This window comes from Quatrionicoccus australiensis (genome assembly GCF_020510425.1).
Lineage (GTDB): Bacteria > Pseudomonadota > Gammaproteobacteria > Burkholderiales > Rhodocyclaceae > Azonexus > Azonexus australiensis_A.
Map to the genome: position 1 here is coordinate 3855373 of NZ_JAHBAH010000001.1, position 14561 is coordinate 3869933.

Sequence of the window (14561 nt, forward strand, 5' to 3'; positions counted from 1 at the left end):
TTCCTATTCCATCAACTGGGTATAAATGCCGATCACCGAGGGCATGTCACTGGGGGTGACGTAGCAATAGTAGGTCTCCATGCCGCCGTAGCGGTTGGAAGATGATCTGCTGCTTGCTTCCAGATTGAAGCGGACGGCCGGCTGCGAGCCACCCTTTGGGGATTTCATCACGACATTCTTGCCGATCAGCCGGCTTCCATCGCGATAGGTGAAATTTCTCGGATCACTGTAGGGAATCCAGTCCTTGACCGAATCCTTGCACAGGTCGTGCATCTTCCCGAGCAGTTTCTGACTGATCTGGCCGTTTGCCGATGTTGCCAGGGTTTGTTCGACGCGAACCGTCTTGTCCGTGCCGCAGGGGGTGTCCGAGTAATAGCTGGTGCCTCCGGCCTTGGAACATTTGAATGTTTCGGCATGCGCCAACGACACATGCATGGCAATGAACAAAAGCAGGGCTTTACGCAACACAGCGGCTCCTTAAACCAGCGAAGTAAATCCCGGCCAGGCCGGGCGGCAATGACAATCTGACGATGACGCGCGCCCGTCGATGAAATGGGCTCGCGATGGACGCCGTCGAGAGCCTAAGTCACAGTCGGTGGAAATGTAAATAGCCCGTGCCCCGGGCCTTGCTGCCGCGGCGAGGCGACGCACGGTACATGACGACGCCGCCTGTTGCCGCGCGGTGCTTCGGATGCGGCTGAACCGCCCTCAGAATTCATCCTGGCTGGCCAGGCCCTGCTCCAGCGCTGCCTTGCGTGCCCGGCGGTCGGCATCGGCCGCAGCGGCCGCGTCGATGACCTGCATGATTTCATCGAGGTCAGCTACGGTTTCCGGCGGCGTGAAGATGCCGGTCAACTCGCTTTCCGGCTGCAGCTTGCCGCTTTCATAAAGCGCCCAGATTTCCTTGCCGTAGCTGGTCTGGCGCAGTTCCGGGGCAAACTGGCCAAAATAGGTGGCGAGGTTGTCCACGTCGCGTTCCAGCATGCGGCTGGCGTTGTTGTTGGCGGCCGCATCGATCGCCTGCGGCAGGTCGATGATGACCGGGCCGGCGCTGTCGACCAGCACGTTGTATTCGGAAAGATCGCCATGCACGATGCCGGCACAGAGCATGCGCACGACCTGGCGGACGAGCATGGCGTGGTATTCGCGGGCGATTTCGGGGCTCAACTGGACATCGTTGAGGCGGGGCGCCGGTTCGCCGTCCTCGTCGGCGACCAGCTCCATGAGCAGCACGCCTTCGTGGAAGTTGTACGGCGTCGGCACGCGTACGCCGGCGGCAGCCAGCCGGTACAGTGCATCGACCTCGGCATGCTGCCAGGCCGCTTCCTGCTCCTGGCGACCGTAGCGCGACCCCTTCTGCATGGCGCGGGCCTGCCGGCTGTTCTTGATTTTGCGGCCTTCGGTGTAGTCGACCGCCTGGCGGAAACTGCGCTTGTTGGCTTCCTTGTACACCTTGGCGCAACGGAACTCGTCGCCGCACTGCACGACATAGACCATGGCTTCCTTGCCGCTCATCAACTGGCGGACGACCGAGTCGACCAGGCCATCGACCACCAGCGGCTCGATCCGGGCCGGGGTCTTCAAGAGCGATGTCCGTCAGGACGGACGGTGGACGCAGGGCAGGTGCCGGCGCTGGCAGGTGTGGCTTGCATGAAAGCTTTCTGCCGGGGCGGCGGAGTGGGGTGGTGCAGTCTAGCGCCGACGCGCTCTTTCGTTGCTTCTTTCTGCTGCTCCGGCTTAGTCGAACAGCTTGAGCAACGCGTCGAGGCCACCGAAATTGATCGCCACGTCGGCCTTGGCGCGCGTTGCCGGCTTGGCGCGGAAGGCGACCGACAGGCCGGCCTGGGCCATCATCAGCAGGTCGTTTGCGCCATCGCCGACGGCGATGACCTGTTCCTTGCGCAAGCCCAGCTCGTCGGTCAGGCGGGTCGTGTGATGCGCCTTGGCGGCGGCATCGACGATATCGCCGACGACGCGGCCGGTCAGCTTGCCGCCGGAGATTTCCAGCTCGTTCGAGGTCGCGAAGTCGAAGCCCAGTTCGATGCGCAGGCGCTCGGTGAAATAGGTGAAGCCGCCGGACAGGATGGCGGTACGCAGGCCGGCGTTCTGTGCCGCTTCGAGCAGTTCGCGGGTGCCCGGCGAGAGCAGCAGGCGTTCGCCGAAAACGCGCGCCAGCACGCGCGCATCGAGACCGGCGAGCAGTGCCAGGCGGCGGCGCAGGCTTTCGCGGTAATCGATCTCGCCGCGCATGGCCGCCTCGGTCACTGCCGACACTTCGTCCTTCTTGCCGGCAAAGTCGGCCAGTTCGTCGATGCACTCGATAGTGATCAGCGTCGAATCCATGTCGAAACAGATCAGCTTGTAATCGGAGAGCTTCCTGCCGGCCGGGATGAAGGCCCAGTCGAGCTTTTCCGCTTCGATCAGCGGGATCAGCGCATCGAACTCGGCCGTGCGCGTAGCGTTCCTGATGCAGACGACCTGCGGCGGGCGCGGCTCAACGGTCGACGTGCCGGTAGCGGCCAAAATGCGTTCGAGCAGGAAGGTGGGCAGTGCGCCGCCCTGGATGATCAGGTTCATGGTGTCGGGTTCAGAAATCGAGTGTCAGTTTGTCTTGTGCCAGATGCCTTGCGATGACCGCCGGCAATGCTTGCGGGGCGCGGATGCGCAGCTGTTTGTTGATATTGTACCGGCCGAACACCACTTCGATGGCGTCCGGCGTGACACCGAACTCGCCGGCCAGGTAGCGCACCATGTGATCGGTCGCCCGCCCGGCCACCGGCGTCGCCGTGACGCTGATCCGCAACTGCTTGCCCTTGGGCTGGCCGATCGCATCGCAGCCGGCACTTGGCGTGCCGAGCACGTTGAGCACCAGCGTATCGCCATCCATTGCGCAGAAGGAATCAAGCGGCATGCCTTTGTCGCTGTCGGGCGGGATGCGGCGGGGTTTGCGGCTCTTCATGCTTGTTCGGGGGCAGTGGATGGTTCGAGATCGGGCAGATGGGCATAGACTTCGCCGACGTCCGCATAGCGCTCCAGCACGTCGGTAACGACGGCGAGCGGTGCGGCATGAATACCCGGGAGATCGAGCTCGTCGTCCGCCTTGATGGCGAAGGCGAGCACCTCGCGCGGCGGGCAGAAGTCGGCGGCGACGCCCGGCTTGTTGCCGCGTGCGTCGATGCGATACCAGCCGTAGTCCTTGAGGAACACGGCATTCAGGCCGTGCAGGCAATAGGGCGCGCCGCGCTCGCCGACCGACAGGCGCTGGTAGCAGAGCGCGGCGGGAATGCCGTTGGCGCGCAGCAGGGCGGCGAGCAGGTGACTCTTGGCATAGCAATAGCCGGTGCCGTGGCGCAGCACGTCGGAGGCCTTGCAGGTCACTGGGTTGCGCCAAAAATCGACACTGTGCTCGATCTCGTCGCGCACGAATTCGAAGCAGCGGCGGGCAAGGGTGACTTCATCGGCAGCACCGGCGGCCAGTTCGGCCGCCTTGGCGGCGACGAGCGGATGCTCGAAGTCGACGTGTTTGCCGGGGGCGAGGTAGGGAGAGAGCAAGTCGGGTATCTCGGGGCGGGGTTGGTGTGATGAATGTCGTCGAGCAAGGTTCGCCGACGACCCAGGGTTTGTCGTAGAACCTGAAGTCGTCAGCCGCATCAATCGAGCTGCATCAATAGGGGACCGTCAATAGGGGACCGTCAATAGGGGACAGACCACAGTTTTCCTGCAGATAAATTCTCATGTAACCACGCCGGATCGAAGTCCGCGCCATTCGGCCAGGTGGGTACGCCAAGTTCGATCTGTACCTGAGCGAAGAAATCGGTGTCGGCCAATGGGGCGTAGATGCCGGGGTTGGGTGTCGTTTTGATCGCCGAGAAGTCGGCAATGCCGGTCAAGCCATCGCGGAAGGTCAGGGCAAGTCGAAAATCAGGCAATACAGAAATGGCCTGAATGCGCCATGGCGCCGCTGGAACTACTCCAGCGGCTGAATTTTCCTGGGTTTCTGTCTGGCTTGGCATAGTTCCCAATCCTCCATCAGTTCTGGCCGGTGTTCGATGGCCCATTCTATCGTCAGATTCAATGCTCGCCTGGGCAGGCTGCCGCGAATGACTTCCAGCGTTCGAATATCGATCAGGGCTTCATGTTCCGCATACAGCGCATGAAAGTGCGGAGGTGCATGTTCCTGCCAGAACATCTGGATGACGATGCCGAAGAACTGGCTGATGGTCGGCATCGTCGCATTTCCTCAGGCCAGGCGTTCCGGCAAAATATCCCGCAGCAGCACGGCCGCATCGCGGATCATCTTCTCGGTGGCTTCCCAATCGACGCAGCCATCGGTCACCGAACAGCCGTACTTGAGTTGCGACAGATCGCTCGGGATGGACTGGTTGCCGGCTTCGAGGTTGGATTCGATCATCACGCCGAGCAGTGATTTGTTGCCATTGCGGATCTGGTTGACGATGTCGGCCATGACCAGCGGTTGCAGTTCCGGTTTTTTCGAGCTGTTGGCATGCGAGCAGTCGACGACGATGTTGGCCGGCAGCTTGGCCTTGGCCATGGCCTGTTCGGCGACCGCGACCGAGACGGTGTCGTAGTTCGGCTTGCCGTCGCCGCCGCGCAAAACCACGTGGCCGTAGGCATTGCCCTTGGTGCGCACGATGGCGACGCGGCCTTCGCTGTTCAGACCGAGGAAGGAGTGCGGGTTGGAGGCCGAGAGAATGGCGTTGGTCGCCACCGTCAGGTCGCCACTGGTCGCGTTCTTGAAGCCGACCGGCGTGGACAGCCCGGAGGACATCTCGCGGTGCGTCTGCGATTCGGTGGTACGGGCGCCGATGGCGGTCCAGGTGATCAGGTCGCCGTAGTATTGCGGGCCGTAGGGGTCGAGCGCCTCGGTGCCGGCGGGCAGGCCGAGTTCGTTGACGTCGAGCAGGAACTGGCGGGCCTTTTCCATGCCGACATTGACCTGGAAGGAGTCGTCCATGAACGGATCGTTGATGTAGCCCTTCCAGCCGACCGTGGTGCGCGGCTTCTCGAAATAGACGCGCATGATGATCTGCAGCGTGTCGCCGACGTCGTCGGCCAGTTTCTTCAGGCGGCGCGCGTAGTCCATGCCGGCGACCGGGTCGTGGATGGAGCAGGGGCCGACCACGACGAACAGGCGATGATCCTTGCGGTCGATGATCTTGCGCAGCAGGTTGCGGCCGTGCGTGACGGTCTTTGCGGCCTTGGCGGTGAGCGGCCGGCGGGCCTGGATCTCGGCCGGCGTCGGCATGGTGTCGAAGGCGGTCACGTTTACGTTGTCGATGTCTGGGGTCGTCATAATTAGTTTATTAGCTGTCGAATCATGTCTTTCACTGCGGCGACCTTGTCGTTGAGCGTCGGGCAGTGGCGCAAAAGGGAAATTTTATCCTGTCCCGCCAGCTTATAGCTGCGGTTCTTCTGGATCAAATTGATGATCTTGATCGGCTCGATAGGCGGACTCTTCGAGAATTCCGGGCTGAACTGGATGGTGACCTGGTCGTTGGTGGCGTCCAGCTTCTGGATCAGCAGCGGTTTGACGAGCAGGCGCAGGCGGTGCGTCGCGAGCAGCGACTGGCCCTGGATCGGCAGTTCGCCGAAGCGGTCGATCAGTTCTTCCTGCAGGGCATCGATGTCTTCTGCGGTCTCGCAGTTGGCCAGGCGCTTGTACAGCGTCAGGCGCTCATGCACGTCCGGGCAGTAGCCGTCGGGGAGCAGGGCCGGTGTGCGCAGGTTGATTTCGGTGCCGATACCGAGCGGTTGCGTCAGGTCGACCGCCGCCAGGTGCTTGCCCTGCTTGAGCGCGGCGACGGCGCGGTTGAGCATGTCGGTGTACATGTTGAAGCCGACTTCCTGCATTTCGCCCGACTGGTTGTCGCCGAGCACTTCGCCGGCGCCGCGGATTTCCAGGTCGTGCATGGCGAGGAAGAAGCCGGAACCGAGTTCCTCCATGGCCTGGATGGCTTCGAGGCGCATCTTCGCCTGCTTGGTCAGTGCCTTCTCGTCCTGCACGAGCAGGTAGGCGTAGGCCTGGTGGTGCGAACGGCCGACCCGGCCGCGCAACTGGTGCAACTGGGCAAGGCCGAACTTCTCGGCACGGTTGATCAGGATGGTGTTGGCGTGCGGGTTGTCGATGCCGGTTTCGATGATGGTCGTGCACAGTAGTACGTTGGCGCGCTGGCCGGTGAAGTCGCGCATGACTCGTTCCAGTTCGCGCTCGTTCATCTGGCCGTGGCCGATCACGATGCGTGCTTCCGGCACGAGCTTGGCCAGCTTTTCCTGCATGTTCGCTATGGTGTCGACTTCGTTGTGCAGGAAATACACCTGGCCGCCGCGCTTGAGTTCGCGCAGGACGGCCTCGCGGATGATGCCGTCGGAGAAACGGGACACGAAGGTCTTGATCGCCAGGCGCTTCTGCGGCGCGGTGGCGATCACCGAGAAGTCGCGCAGGCCTTCCATGCTCATCGCCAGCGTGCGCGGGATCGGCGTTGCGGTCAGGGTCAGCACGTCGACCTCGGCCCGCATCGCCTTCAGGGTTTCCTTCTGGCGCACGCCGAAACGGTGTTCCTCGTCGATGACGACCAGGCCGAGCTGCTTGAACTTGACGTCCTTGCCGATCAGCTTGTGCGTGCCGATGATGATGTCGATCTTGCCTTCGGCCAGTTCCTGCAGGGCCTGCGTCGTTTCCTTGGCGGTCTTGAAGCGCGAGATTTCGGCGATCTTGACCGGCCAGTCGGCAAAGCGATCGGCGAAGGTCTGGTAATGCTGTTCGCAGAGCAGCGTGGTCGGGCACAGTACCGCTACCTGCTTGCCGCCGGCCACCGCGCAGAAGGCGGCGCGCAGCGCGACTTCGGTCTTGCCGAAGCCGACGTCGCCGCAGACCAGGCGGTCCATCGGTTTGCCCGAGCGCATGTCTTCGATGACGGCAGCGATCGCCTGCGCCTGGTCGTTGGTTTCTTCGAAGCCGAAGCCGTCGGCGAAGGCCTCGTAGTCGGTTTCCTTGAAGGCGAAGGCGTGGCCCTGCCGCGCGGCGCGTGCGGCGTACAGCGCGAGCAGTTCGGCGGCGGTGTCGTGCGCCTGCTCGGCCGCCTTGCGCTTTGCCTTTTCCCACTGGCCGGAGCCGAGCGTGTGCAGCGGCGCGCTTTCCGGATCGCTGCCCGAGTAGCGCGAGATGACCTGCAACTGCGACACCGGCACGAAGAGCTTGGCATCGTTGGCGTAATGCAGTTCGAGGAATTCCTGCTCGCCAAGGCCGAGATCCATGCGCACCAGGCCCTGGTAGCGGCCGATGCCGTGGCTTTCATGCACCACCGGGTCGCCGACCTTGAGTTCGGTGAGGTCCTTCAGCCAGTTGTCGAAGGTCGCCTTCTTGGCCGCTTCGCGCCGGGTGCGGCGCGGGCTGCCGGCGAACAGCTCGGTCTCGGTGATGAAGGCGACGTTGTCGAGCGTGAAGCCGGCCTGCAGCGGGCCGATGCCCAGCGCCAATTTGGCGTCGCTCGCCAGGAAACCGGCGAGGTCGGCGCTGGCGGCGGGCTTGAGATCGTGCTCGGCGAACATCGCGGCCAGCGTTTCGCGCCGGCCGGCGGTTTCGGCAACAAGCAGGACGCGCCCCTTGAAAGTGGCGAGATGATTCTTCAGCGCACCGAGCGGCTCGTCGCTGCGCCGGTCGACGGCCACGCCAGGCAGTTTTCCGTTCTCGGCATTTTTGCCTTCCAGCGCCAGTCGACCGTAAGCCTTGGCCGCCGTGAAGAAGGCTTCGTCGGTCAGGAAGAGTTCTTCCGGCGCCAGCAGCGGCCGTCCCTTGTCGCCCTGCAACAGGTTGTAGCGCGACTTGGTGTCGGCCCAGAAGGCGGCAATCGCGGCCGGCGCATCGCCGTGCGTGACGAAAACCGCATCCTTGGGCAGGTAGGCGAAGATGCTTGCTGTTTCATCGAAGAACAGCGGCAGGTAGTACTCGATGCCGGCGCTGGCGATGCCGGTCGAGATGTCCTTGTAGATGCCGGATTTGGCCGGATCGCCGTCGAAGCGCTCACGGAAGCTCTGGCGGAAATGCGTGCGCCCCTTGTCGTCCATCGGGAATTCGCGCGCCGGCAGCAGGCGGACTTCCGGCACCGGATAGACAGTGCGCTGGGTGTCGACGTCGAAGGTCTTGATGCTTTCGATCTCGTCGTCGAACAGGTCGAGCCGGTAGGGCAGTTGCGAGCCCATCGGGAAGAGGTCGATCAGGCCGCCGCGGATCGAGTATTCGCCGGGCGTGACAACCTGCGTGACGTGCGCGTAGCCGGCCAGCGTGACCTGGCTGCGGAATTTCTCGGCGTCGAGTTTCTGGCCCTTCTTGAACTCGAAGGTGTAGGCGGCCATGAATTCCGGCGGCGCCAGGCGGTTCACAGCGGTCGACGCCGGCACGAGCAGGATTTCCACTTCACCCTGCAAGGCCGCCCACAAGGTCGCCAGACGTTCGGAAACGAGGTCCTGGTGCGGCGAGAAGTGATCGTAGGGCAGGGTTTCCCAGTCCGGCAGCAGGCGCACCTTGAGGTCTGGCGCAAACCACGGGATTTCTTCCAGCAGGCGCTGCGCATCGGCCGCGCTGGCGGTGATCACGGCGAGCAGCCGGCCCTTGGCCTGGGCGGCCAGTTCGGCCAGCGCCAGGGCGTCGGCAGAGCCGGCGAGCAAGGGCAGATCGATGCGGGCGCCGGGCTTGGGCAGGGCGGGAAGGGCAAGCAGCTTTTTGGGGGCGGACACGGAGGGGCAACAGGTGCAGCGTTGTGGGGACGGAATTATAGCCCCTTCGTCCCGGGGCGTTTTTTTACCGGCCGGCTTTGCCGCTGGACAAAAGGCCGGCCGTCATCGATCGTATCAGCGGAAAACCCGGCAGGCGTATTCGGTACGTGCCTCGATCTTGCCGAACAGTCTGTTGAGATCCTGTTCCCAGTCGAAGCCGATGGCCGCGCAGGCGGCTTCGGACAGGCGGGCGACCTGGTTGTCCTGGCGGCTGGTCAGGTCGAGCGCGTTGGAAAACATCTCGGCAACGTGGATCAGCGGTACCAGGCGCTCATGCATCGCCTGGCTGGGGTCGTGGTGGCCGGCGATGGCAGCGATCACGCTTTCCGGCAGCCACCATTGGCGGGCGAGAACGGCGCCAATCTGGCAGTGATCGAGGCCGAAGTGGTGCCGTTCGATATCGATGATGTTCTCGTTGCCAGTGTCGCGGGCGGTGCGCACCATCTGGAATTCGAGCGGGTAGAAGCGGGCCATCCAGAGCTGGCCGATGTCGTGCAGCAGACCGGCAACCAGGGCATGGTCGGATGCGACGTGCGTGAAGCGGCCGAGTTCCTGGGCGGTGATCGCGACCGCGACGCTGTGTTCCCAGAAATAGGCCGACATCTGGCTCTTCTTGGCGAACTCGGCGAGGCTGACCGCGAGCGCGAGTTCGCGTACGCGGGCGAGACCGATCAGCGAGATGGCGGCATGCACATTGCGCAGGCCGCCGGCATTGCGTCCGCCCATGGCGGCTGAATTGGCAATCGAGACGATGCGGGCGGTCAGGACCGGGTCGGTTTCGACCAGATGGGCCAGGGCGCCAAGCGTGGCGTTGTCGTCATCCAGCGTCTGGATGATCTCATTTACGATTTTCGGGAAGGCGGGCAGGCTGATTGCCCGGCTGGAAATTTCTGTTTCGCTCAGCTGGATCGGCATCAGCTTCTCCGGAAGTTGAGGACGGCGGCGTGCAGGCGGGCCATCATCGGGTCGGCGAGATCGGCGGCGCGGAAAATATGGCTGATGCGCATTTCCTCGACCGCCCATTCCGCTTCGCGCTCTTCCTGGCTGCGCTCGTCGGGTACTTCGATGCAGACGAATTCGGCGTGGCGCAGTGCCATCTGGTGAATGTTGGTCTCGGTCAGGGTGTGGCCAGCGGGCAGCTTGAAGTTGTTGATACCCTGTTTGGAGAGAACGACTGGAGCGCCGAGGGTCATGCCTTCGGCAGCATCGGTGATCGGCAAGTAACGCAGGCGAGTTTCCATGCAACTTCCTGATAAGGTTTATGGCATATATTATTTGTCAAAAACAACAAATGCAATAAATATTAATGTGTTATCTCGTTTTCTTGAGCTTGAATGCTCAGATCCGCAATCCGTGAAAAGGTTTTAGCGGTCGACGCGAATTTACCCCCAATTTTCGCCCGCCGGTGATCTTGAGGCCGGTCGGGAGGCGTATATTCCGCCCTCGGCCAATCGCCGCTTTTCCATCATGCATTCCGGTGCCGTACCGGAATGATCAGAACGTCGCTGACACCATGCCGCTATCCCGTATCGATCCCGCCCAGTATTCGTCGCTGCTTGCCGACAAGCTCGCCCAGTTCAAGCTCGATTTCGCCCAGTTCGGGCTGCCCGAGCCCGAGGTGTTTGCCTCGGCGCCGCTGAACTATCGGATGCGTGCCGAGTTCCGCATCTGGCATCAGGATGACGCACTCGACTACGCGATGTTCAATGCCGCCAATCCCAAGGTGCCGGTGACCATCGAGGCTTTCCCGATTGCCGATCCGACCATCGCCGACGCCATGCCGCGTCTGCGCGAACGCCTGCAAGCCAGCGAGGCGTTGCGCCACCGGCTGTTCCAGGTGGATTTCCTGGCAACCCTGAGTGGCGAGCTGCTGGTTACGCTGATCTATCACCGCCGGCTCGATGCAGCCTGGGAAGCTGCCGCGCGCGAGCTGGCCGACGAACTCGGCATCCAGCTGATCGGACGCAGTCGCGGCCAGAAGATCGTGCTCGGCCGCGACTGGCTGCTCGAGGAATTCGAACTCAACGGCCGCCAACTGCGCTACAAGCAAATCGAAGGCAGCTTCAGCCAGCCCAACGGCGGCGTCAATCGCAAGATGCTGGGCTGGGCCTGTGCGCAATCGGCCGGGCTGGGCGGCGACCTGCTCGAACTCTATTGCGGCAACGGCAATTTCACGGTGGCGCTGGCGCCCTTGTTCGGGCGCGTGCTGGCGACCGAGGTCAGCAAGTCGTCGGTGCATGCCGCACAGTTCAACCTCGAAGGCAATGGCATCGAAAACGTCGCCATGGTACGCATGTCCAGTGACGAAATCAGCGCGGCGCTGGCCGGGCGCGAAGTCTTTCAGCGCATGCAGGACATCGACCTGGCGCAGTATGCGTTCTCGACCATCTTCGTCGATCCGCCGCGCAGCGGCCTCGATCCGGAGACGCTCGAACTGGCTGCAGGCTTCGACAATATTCTCTACATTTCCTGCAATCCGCTGACCCTGCAGGAAAATGTCGCCGCCTTGCAGGCGACGCATGCGATCAGCGCTGCTGCGGTATTCGACCAGTTTCCCTACACCCATCACCTGGAGTGCGGGTTGCTGCTGACGCGGCGCCCGAAATAAGGCCTTTTTAGCGCGTCGACCGCTGCAGACCGATTTCCTGTGCGGTTTCCGGGCCGATCAGCGTTGCGGCGAGGCCGGCCGGAATCTCGGCATGGTTTTCGTCGATGGGGCGGCGGCCGCCCATGATTTCCGTGAGTTGTTGCGGCAGGCGCGGCTGGCGTTCCGGCTCGGCATAACCCTGCGGATAGATCGGTTGCTGCGTGGCGAGGTCGTACTTGTCGGTAGCGCCGAAGGTGTGCAGCAGTTCGTGCGCGATCACCACGTTGTTCTGGCGCCGCTGCAGGCGATGGGCGAAGGCGTGGATGATGCCGACCTGGCCCTTGCTCAGGCCGGTCGAGTGGGGCAGGACATTGCCGCGCTCGGGGTCGTGGAAAAGCACGTAGAGCCGGACCTGCGGTTTCGGGCCGCTGATCTTGTCATTCTGCGCCGCCCACCAGCGCAATTTCAGGCTCCACAACATGATGTCCAGCGTGCTGCCGTGGCTTGGCGGCAGTGGCGGCTTGGCTGCAATGGCCGGCGCCAGGTTGAGGCCGACCGGTTGCAGCACGCTGCGGCCGTAACGGTCGCTTTCGCTTTGCAGCCACTGCGCAATTTCGGCGAATTGTTCGGCATTGAGTTCGCTGACAAAACGTGCCGTGGTCGGCGAGTCATCCGCCGCCACCGGGTAGATGGCGACGTGCACGGTGTGTTCCCACGCGGTCAGCCGGGCATTGGCGCGCCAGGCGCCGAGGCCGACCGTGGCCAGGACGAGCAGCAGGAGCAGGATGCGGAATTTTTTGAACATGGATTTGGCTGGTGCCGGCAGCCCGCCCGGGACAACCGGGACATGGGCGCGGCGGTGAGGCTTCAGGTCGGCTGCTTCAGTTCGTGGAAGCGGACGAAATGCGAGGCCCATTCGAAATAGGTGATCTCGGCAATGCGCGTCTGGCGACGATCGGCCATGCAACGCCGTTCCGGGCCGGTGTAGGCGCTGTGGCCATTGCTGCTGCGCCGGTCGCGACCGGCTCTTTTGTCCTGTCCGCCCAACGGGCTGTGCTGTTCCTGCATTGTGCTGGTATCCCCTGAGTTGTTCGTCATTGGCGCTGCCTTTGCGGCTTTTTATGGAAACGTCACCGGGGCGCAAAATACACCCGCATTGCCCATATGTCACGCACGTAGTTGTGAAGAATGTTTAAGCGACTCGAATTGCCATTGTTGGCACGGTCGACCGGTAAAAAAGGGTAAAAATGCTTGCCCCGCCGGCGCATCAATCGAGTGGCAAAAAAAAGCCCCGGTCGCGGCCGGGGCTGGGTGACTCAGTTGCCTTCCGGCTCCTGCGGCAGGAGCAGGTTGAGCAGCACGGCAAGCACGCCGCACAGGCTGATGCCCTGCAGCGAGAAACTGCCGATCTGCACGGCGAGGCCGCCGATGCCGGTGACCAGCGTCACCGAGACGATGCACAGGTTGCGCGCATTGGCCAGATTGACCCTGGCATCCATCAGCGTTTTCAGGCCGATGCCGGCGATCGAGCCGAAGAGCAGCACCATGATGCCGCCCATGACCGGCAGCGGGATGGTCTGCAGCAGGGCGCCGAACTTGCCGACGAAGGCCATCAGGATGGCGAAGCCGGCCGCCCAGGTCATCACCACCGGGTTGTAGTTCCTGGTCAGCATGACGGCGCCGGTCACTTCGCCGTAGGTGGTCACCGGCGGGCCGCCGAACAGGCCGACGACATTGACCGCCAGGCCGTCGCCGAGCAGCGTGCGATGCAGGCCGGGATTTTCGGTGTAGTCCTTGCCGCTCACCGAGCCGATGGCGAGGATGCCGCCGACGTGCTCGACGATGGGGGCAATCGCGACCGGGATCATGAACAGGATGGCCGCCGGGTTGAACTCCGGATGGCCGAACTCGGGCAGGGCAAGCCAGGCGGCATCGCTGACTTTGGCGAAATCGACGATGCCGGCGAACAGCGAAACGACATAGCCGACGGCAACGCCGACCAGGATGGGCACCAGCTTCAACAGGCCGCGTGCGCGGATGGCGGTCAACATCGTCGCGAGCAGCGAAATGCCGGCGATCGCGATCGCTGTGCCGTAGGGCACGACCTGCGCGCTGCCGGCCTTGCCGGTCGCCATGCCGACCGCGACCTGGGCCAGGCCGAGGCCGATCACCATGACCACCGGGCCGATCACGACCGGCGGCAGCAGCTTGTGGATGAAGCCGACGCCGCGCCATTTCACCAGGCCGGCCGCGACGTAGTAGAAAAAGCTGGCGCAGGCGAGGGCGCCGAGCGTCGCCGGCATGCCCCAGGTCTGTACCGAGTAGATGACCGGCGCGATGAAGGCAAAGCTGGAGCCGAGATAGATTGGCACCTGACGCTTGGTGCAGACCTGGAAGATCAGCGTGCCGATGCCGGCGCCGAGCAGCGCCAGGCTGGGATTGAGGCCGGTGAGCAGCGGCACCAGCACGGTGGCGCCGAAGGCGACGAAGAGGATTTGCGCGCCGGCGAGGGCGGTGCGCCAGGTGGGGTCTTGTTGTGGGTTCATGCTTCCTTGGTCCCGAAAATCTTGTCGCCGGCATCACCGAGGCCGGGAATGATGTAGCCGAGTTCGTTGAGATGGCTGTCGACGGCGGCGGTGTAGCACTGGACCTCGGGATGCGCCGCCTGCAGTGCCGCGATGCCTTCCGGCGCGGCGACCAGGACGAGTGCCTTGACGTGCTGGCAGCCCTTGCGTTTGAGCATGTCGATGGTGGCGATCAGCGAGCCGCCGGTGGCCAGCATCGGGTCGATGATCAGCGCCAGACGCTCGTCGAGCTGGCCGACGAAGCGTTCGAAATAGGGTTCGGGCATCAGCGTCTCGTGGTTGCGGGCGATGCCGACGACGCTGACCTTGGCGTTCGGGATCAGGTCGAGCACGCCGTCCAGCATGCCGATGCCGGCGCGCAGGATGGGCACCACGGTGACCTTCTTGCCCTTGATCTGGTCGATGTCGACCGGCCCGGCCCAGCCTTCGATGCTGACCGTTTCGAGCTCGAAATCGGCGCAGGCCTCGTAAGTCAGCAGGCGGGCCAGTTCGGCCGCCAGCTCGCGGAATTTCTTGGTGCTGATGTCGCCTTCGCGCATCAGGCCGATCTTGTGTTTGACCAGGGGGTGACGGACTTCAATGACCGGCATGGGACT

16 protein-coding genes are annotated in these 14561 nt (G+C 63.3%); 1 reads left to right on the forward strand and 15 read right to left on the reverse strand.

Translation table 11 applies throughout. From position 1 onward, the window contains the following. Positions 1 to 3: 3 nt before the first annotated feature. From KIG99_RS18370 to KIG99_RS18420, 11 genes are all read right to left on the reverse strand, one after another. Positions 4 to 465: a DUF4124 domain-containing protein gene (locus KIG99_RS18370; protein ID WP_226461476.1), complete on the reverse strand. Its 462-nt coding sequence runs from the start codon at positions 463 to 465 to the stop codon at positions 4 to 6. 243 nt (positions 466 to 708) lie between these two features. Continuing rightward, positions 709 to 1584 carry a PA4780 family RIO1-like protein kinase gene (locus tag KIG99_RS18375; RefSeq protein ID WP_226461477.1) on the reverse strand — a complete coding sequence of 292 codons (876 nt, stop codon included), beginning with the start codon at positions 1582 to 1584 and terminating at the stop codon, positions 709 to 711. A gap of 153 nt (positions 1585 to 1737) precedes the next feature. Continuing rightward, positions 1738 to 2577 (reverse strand): phosphoserine phosphatase SerB, encoded by an 840-nt coding sequence (gene serB, locus KIG99_RS18380; RefSeq protein ID WP_226461478.1) that lies wholly within the window; start codon positions 2575 to 2577, stop codon positions 1738 to 1740. Positions 2578 to 2587: 10 nt separating this feature from the next. Beyond that, positions 2588 to 2959 (reverse strand): DUF167 domain-containing protein, encoded by a 372-nt coding sequence (locus tag KIG99_RS18385; RefSeq protein WP_226461479.1) that lies wholly within the window; start codon positions 2957 to 2959, stop codon positions 2588 to 2590. After that, positions 2956 to 3552: a transglutaminase-like domain-containing protein gene (locus tag KIG99_RS18390; RefSeq protein ID WP_226461480.1), complete on the reverse strand. Its 597-nt coding sequence runs from the start codon at positions 3550 to 3552 to the stop codon at positions 2956 to 2958. The genes KIG99_RS18385 and KIG99_RS18390 overlap by 4 nt, the downstream gene beginning before the upstream one ends. 140 nt (positions 3553 to 3692) lie before the next feature. Further along, positions 3693 to 4013 carry a DUF2442 domain-containing protein gene (locus KIG99_RS18395; protein ID WP_226461481.1) on the reverse strand — a complete coding sequence of 107 codons (321 nt, stop codon included), beginning with the start codon at positions 4011 to 4013 and terminating at the stop codon, positions 3693 to 3695. Continuing rightward, entirely contained in the window at positions 3968 to 4228 is a 261-nt protein-coding gene (locus KIG99_RS18400) for a DUF4160 domain-containing protein (RefSeq protein WP_226461482.1), read from the reverse strand. Before KIG99_RS18400 ends, KIG99_RS18395 begins: the two co-directional genes overlap by 46 nt. A 12-nt stretch (positions 4229 to 4240) precedes the next feature. After that, entirely contained in the window at positions 4241 to 5314 is a 1074-nt protein-coding gene (locus tag KIG99_RS18405; RefSeq protein ID WP_226461483.1) for a 3-deoxy-7-phosphoheptulonate synthase, read from the reverse strand. Positions 5315 to 5316: 2 nt separating this feature from the next. Beyond that, positions 5317 to 8754 (reverse strand): transcription-repair coupling factor, encoded by a 3438-nt coding sequence (gene mfd / locus KIG99_RS18410; protein ID WP_226461484.1) that lies wholly within the window; start codon positions 8752 to 8754, stop codon positions 5317 to 5319. 114 nt (positions 8755 to 8868) lie between these two features. Then, positions 8869 to 9708, reverse strand: a complete 840-nt coding sequence (locus KIG99_RS18415; protein WP_226461485.1) for an HDOD domain-containing protein — start codon at positions 9706 to 9708, stop codon at positions 8869 to 8871. After that, the gene (locus KIG99_RS18420; RefSeq protein WP_226461486.1) at positions 9708 to 10034 is read right to left on the reverse strand and encodes a hypothetical protein; all 327 of its coding nucleotides are present in this window, start codon (positions 10032 to 10034) and stop codon (positions 9708 to 9710) included. Before KIG99_RS18420 ends, KIG99_RS18415 begins: the two co-directional genes overlap by 1 nt. Before the next feature lie 272 nt (positions 10035 to 10306). On the opposite strand from KIG99_RS18420, the gene trmA reads away from it, so the two are divergent. Then, positions 10307 to 11401, forward strand: coding sequence for a tRNA (uridine(54)-C5)-methyltransferase TrmA (trmA, locus tag KIG99_RS18425; protein WP_226461487.1), 1095 nt, complete (start codon positions 10307 to 10309; stop codon positions 11399 to 11401). Between the two features lie 7 nt (positions 11402 to 11408). Here trmA and KIG99_RS18430 read toward each other — a convergent pair whose 3' ends face one another. The 4 genes from KIG99_RS18430 to upp form a co-directional block, all read right to left on the reverse strand. After that, the gene (locus tag KIG99_RS18430; protein WP_226461488.1) at positions 11409 to 12185 is read right to left on the reverse strand and encodes a hypothetical protein; all 777 of its coding nucleotides are present in this window, start codon (positions 12183 to 12185) and stop codon (positions 11409 to 11411) included. A gap of 62 nt (positions 12186 to 12247) precedes the next feature. Further along, the gene (locus tag KIG99_RS18435; protein ID WP_226461489.1) at positions 12248 to 12478 is read right to left on the reverse strand and encodes a hypothetical protein; all 231 of its coding nucleotides are present in this window, start codon (positions 12476 to 12478) and stop codon (positions 12248 to 12250) included. 218 nt (positions 12479 to 12696) lie between these two features. Beyond that, complete coding sequence (locus tag KIG99_RS18440) at positions 12697 to 13926, reverse strand: uracil-xanthine permease family protein (protein ID WP_226461490.1); 1230 nt, start codon at positions 13924 to 13926, stop codon at positions 12697 to 12699. Then, positions 13923 to 14555 carry a uracil phosphoribosyltransferase gene (gene upp / locus KIG99_RS18445; RefSeq protein WP_226461491.1) on the reverse strand — a complete coding sequence of 211 codons (633 nt, stop codon included), beginning with the start codon at positions 14553 to 14555 and terminating at the stop codon, positions 13923 to 13925. The genes KIG99_RS18440 and upp overlap by 4 nt, the downstream gene beginning before the upstream one ends. Positions 14556 to 14561: the final 6 nt, after the last annotated feature.

Bases quoted from the DNA above. Each gene is read 5' to 3' on its own strand.
- KIG99_RS18385 (WP_226461479.1), bottom strand. From the start codon at position 2,959: ATGAAGAGCCGCAAACCCCGCCGCATCCCGCCCGACAGCGACAAAGGC.
- KIG99_RS18415 (WP_226461485.1), bottom strand. From the start codon at position 9,708: ATGCCGATCCAGCTGAGCGAAACAGAAATTTCCAGCCGGGCAATCAGC.
- trmA (WP_226461487.1), top strand. From the start codon at position 10,307: ATGCCGCTATCCCGTATCGATCCCGCCCAGTATTCGTCGCTGCTTGCC.
- KIG99_RS18395 (WP_226461481.1), bottom strand. From the start codon at position 4,013: ATGCCAAGCCAGACAGAAACCCAGGAAAATTCAGCCGCTGGAGTAGTT.
- KIG99_RS18435 (WP_226461489.1), bottom strand. From the start codon at position 12,478: ATGACGAACAACTCAGGGGATACCAGCACAATGCAGGAACAGCACAGC.
- KIG99_RS18405 (WP_226461483.1), bottom strand. From the start codon at position 5,314: ATGACGACCCCAGACATCGACAACGTAAACGTGACCGCCTTCGACACC.
- serB (WP_226461478.1), bottom strand. From the start codon at position 2,577: ATGAACCTGATCATCCAGGGCGGCGCACTGCCCACCTTCCTGCTCGAA.
- KIG99_RS18430 (WP_226461488.1), bottom strand. From the start codon at position 12,185: ATGTTCAAAAAATTCCGCATCCTGCTCCTGCTGCTCGTCCTGGCCACG.
- KIG99_RS18440 (WP_226461490.1), bottom strand. From the start codon at position 13,926: ATGAACCCACAACAAGACCCCACCTGGCGCACCGCCCTCGCCGGCGCG.
- KIG99_RS18400 (WP_226461482.1), bottom strand. From the start codon at position 4,228: ATGCCGACCATCAGCCAGTTCTTCGGCATCGTCATCCAGATGTTCTGG.
- upp (WP_226461491.1), bottom strand. From the start codon at position 14,555: ATGCCGGTCATTGAAGTCCGTCACCCCCTGGTCAAACACAAGATCGGC.
- KIG99_RS18420 (WP_226461486.1), bottom strand. From the start codon at position 10,034: ATGGAAACTCGCCTGCGTTACTTGCCGATCACCGATGCTGCCGAAGGC.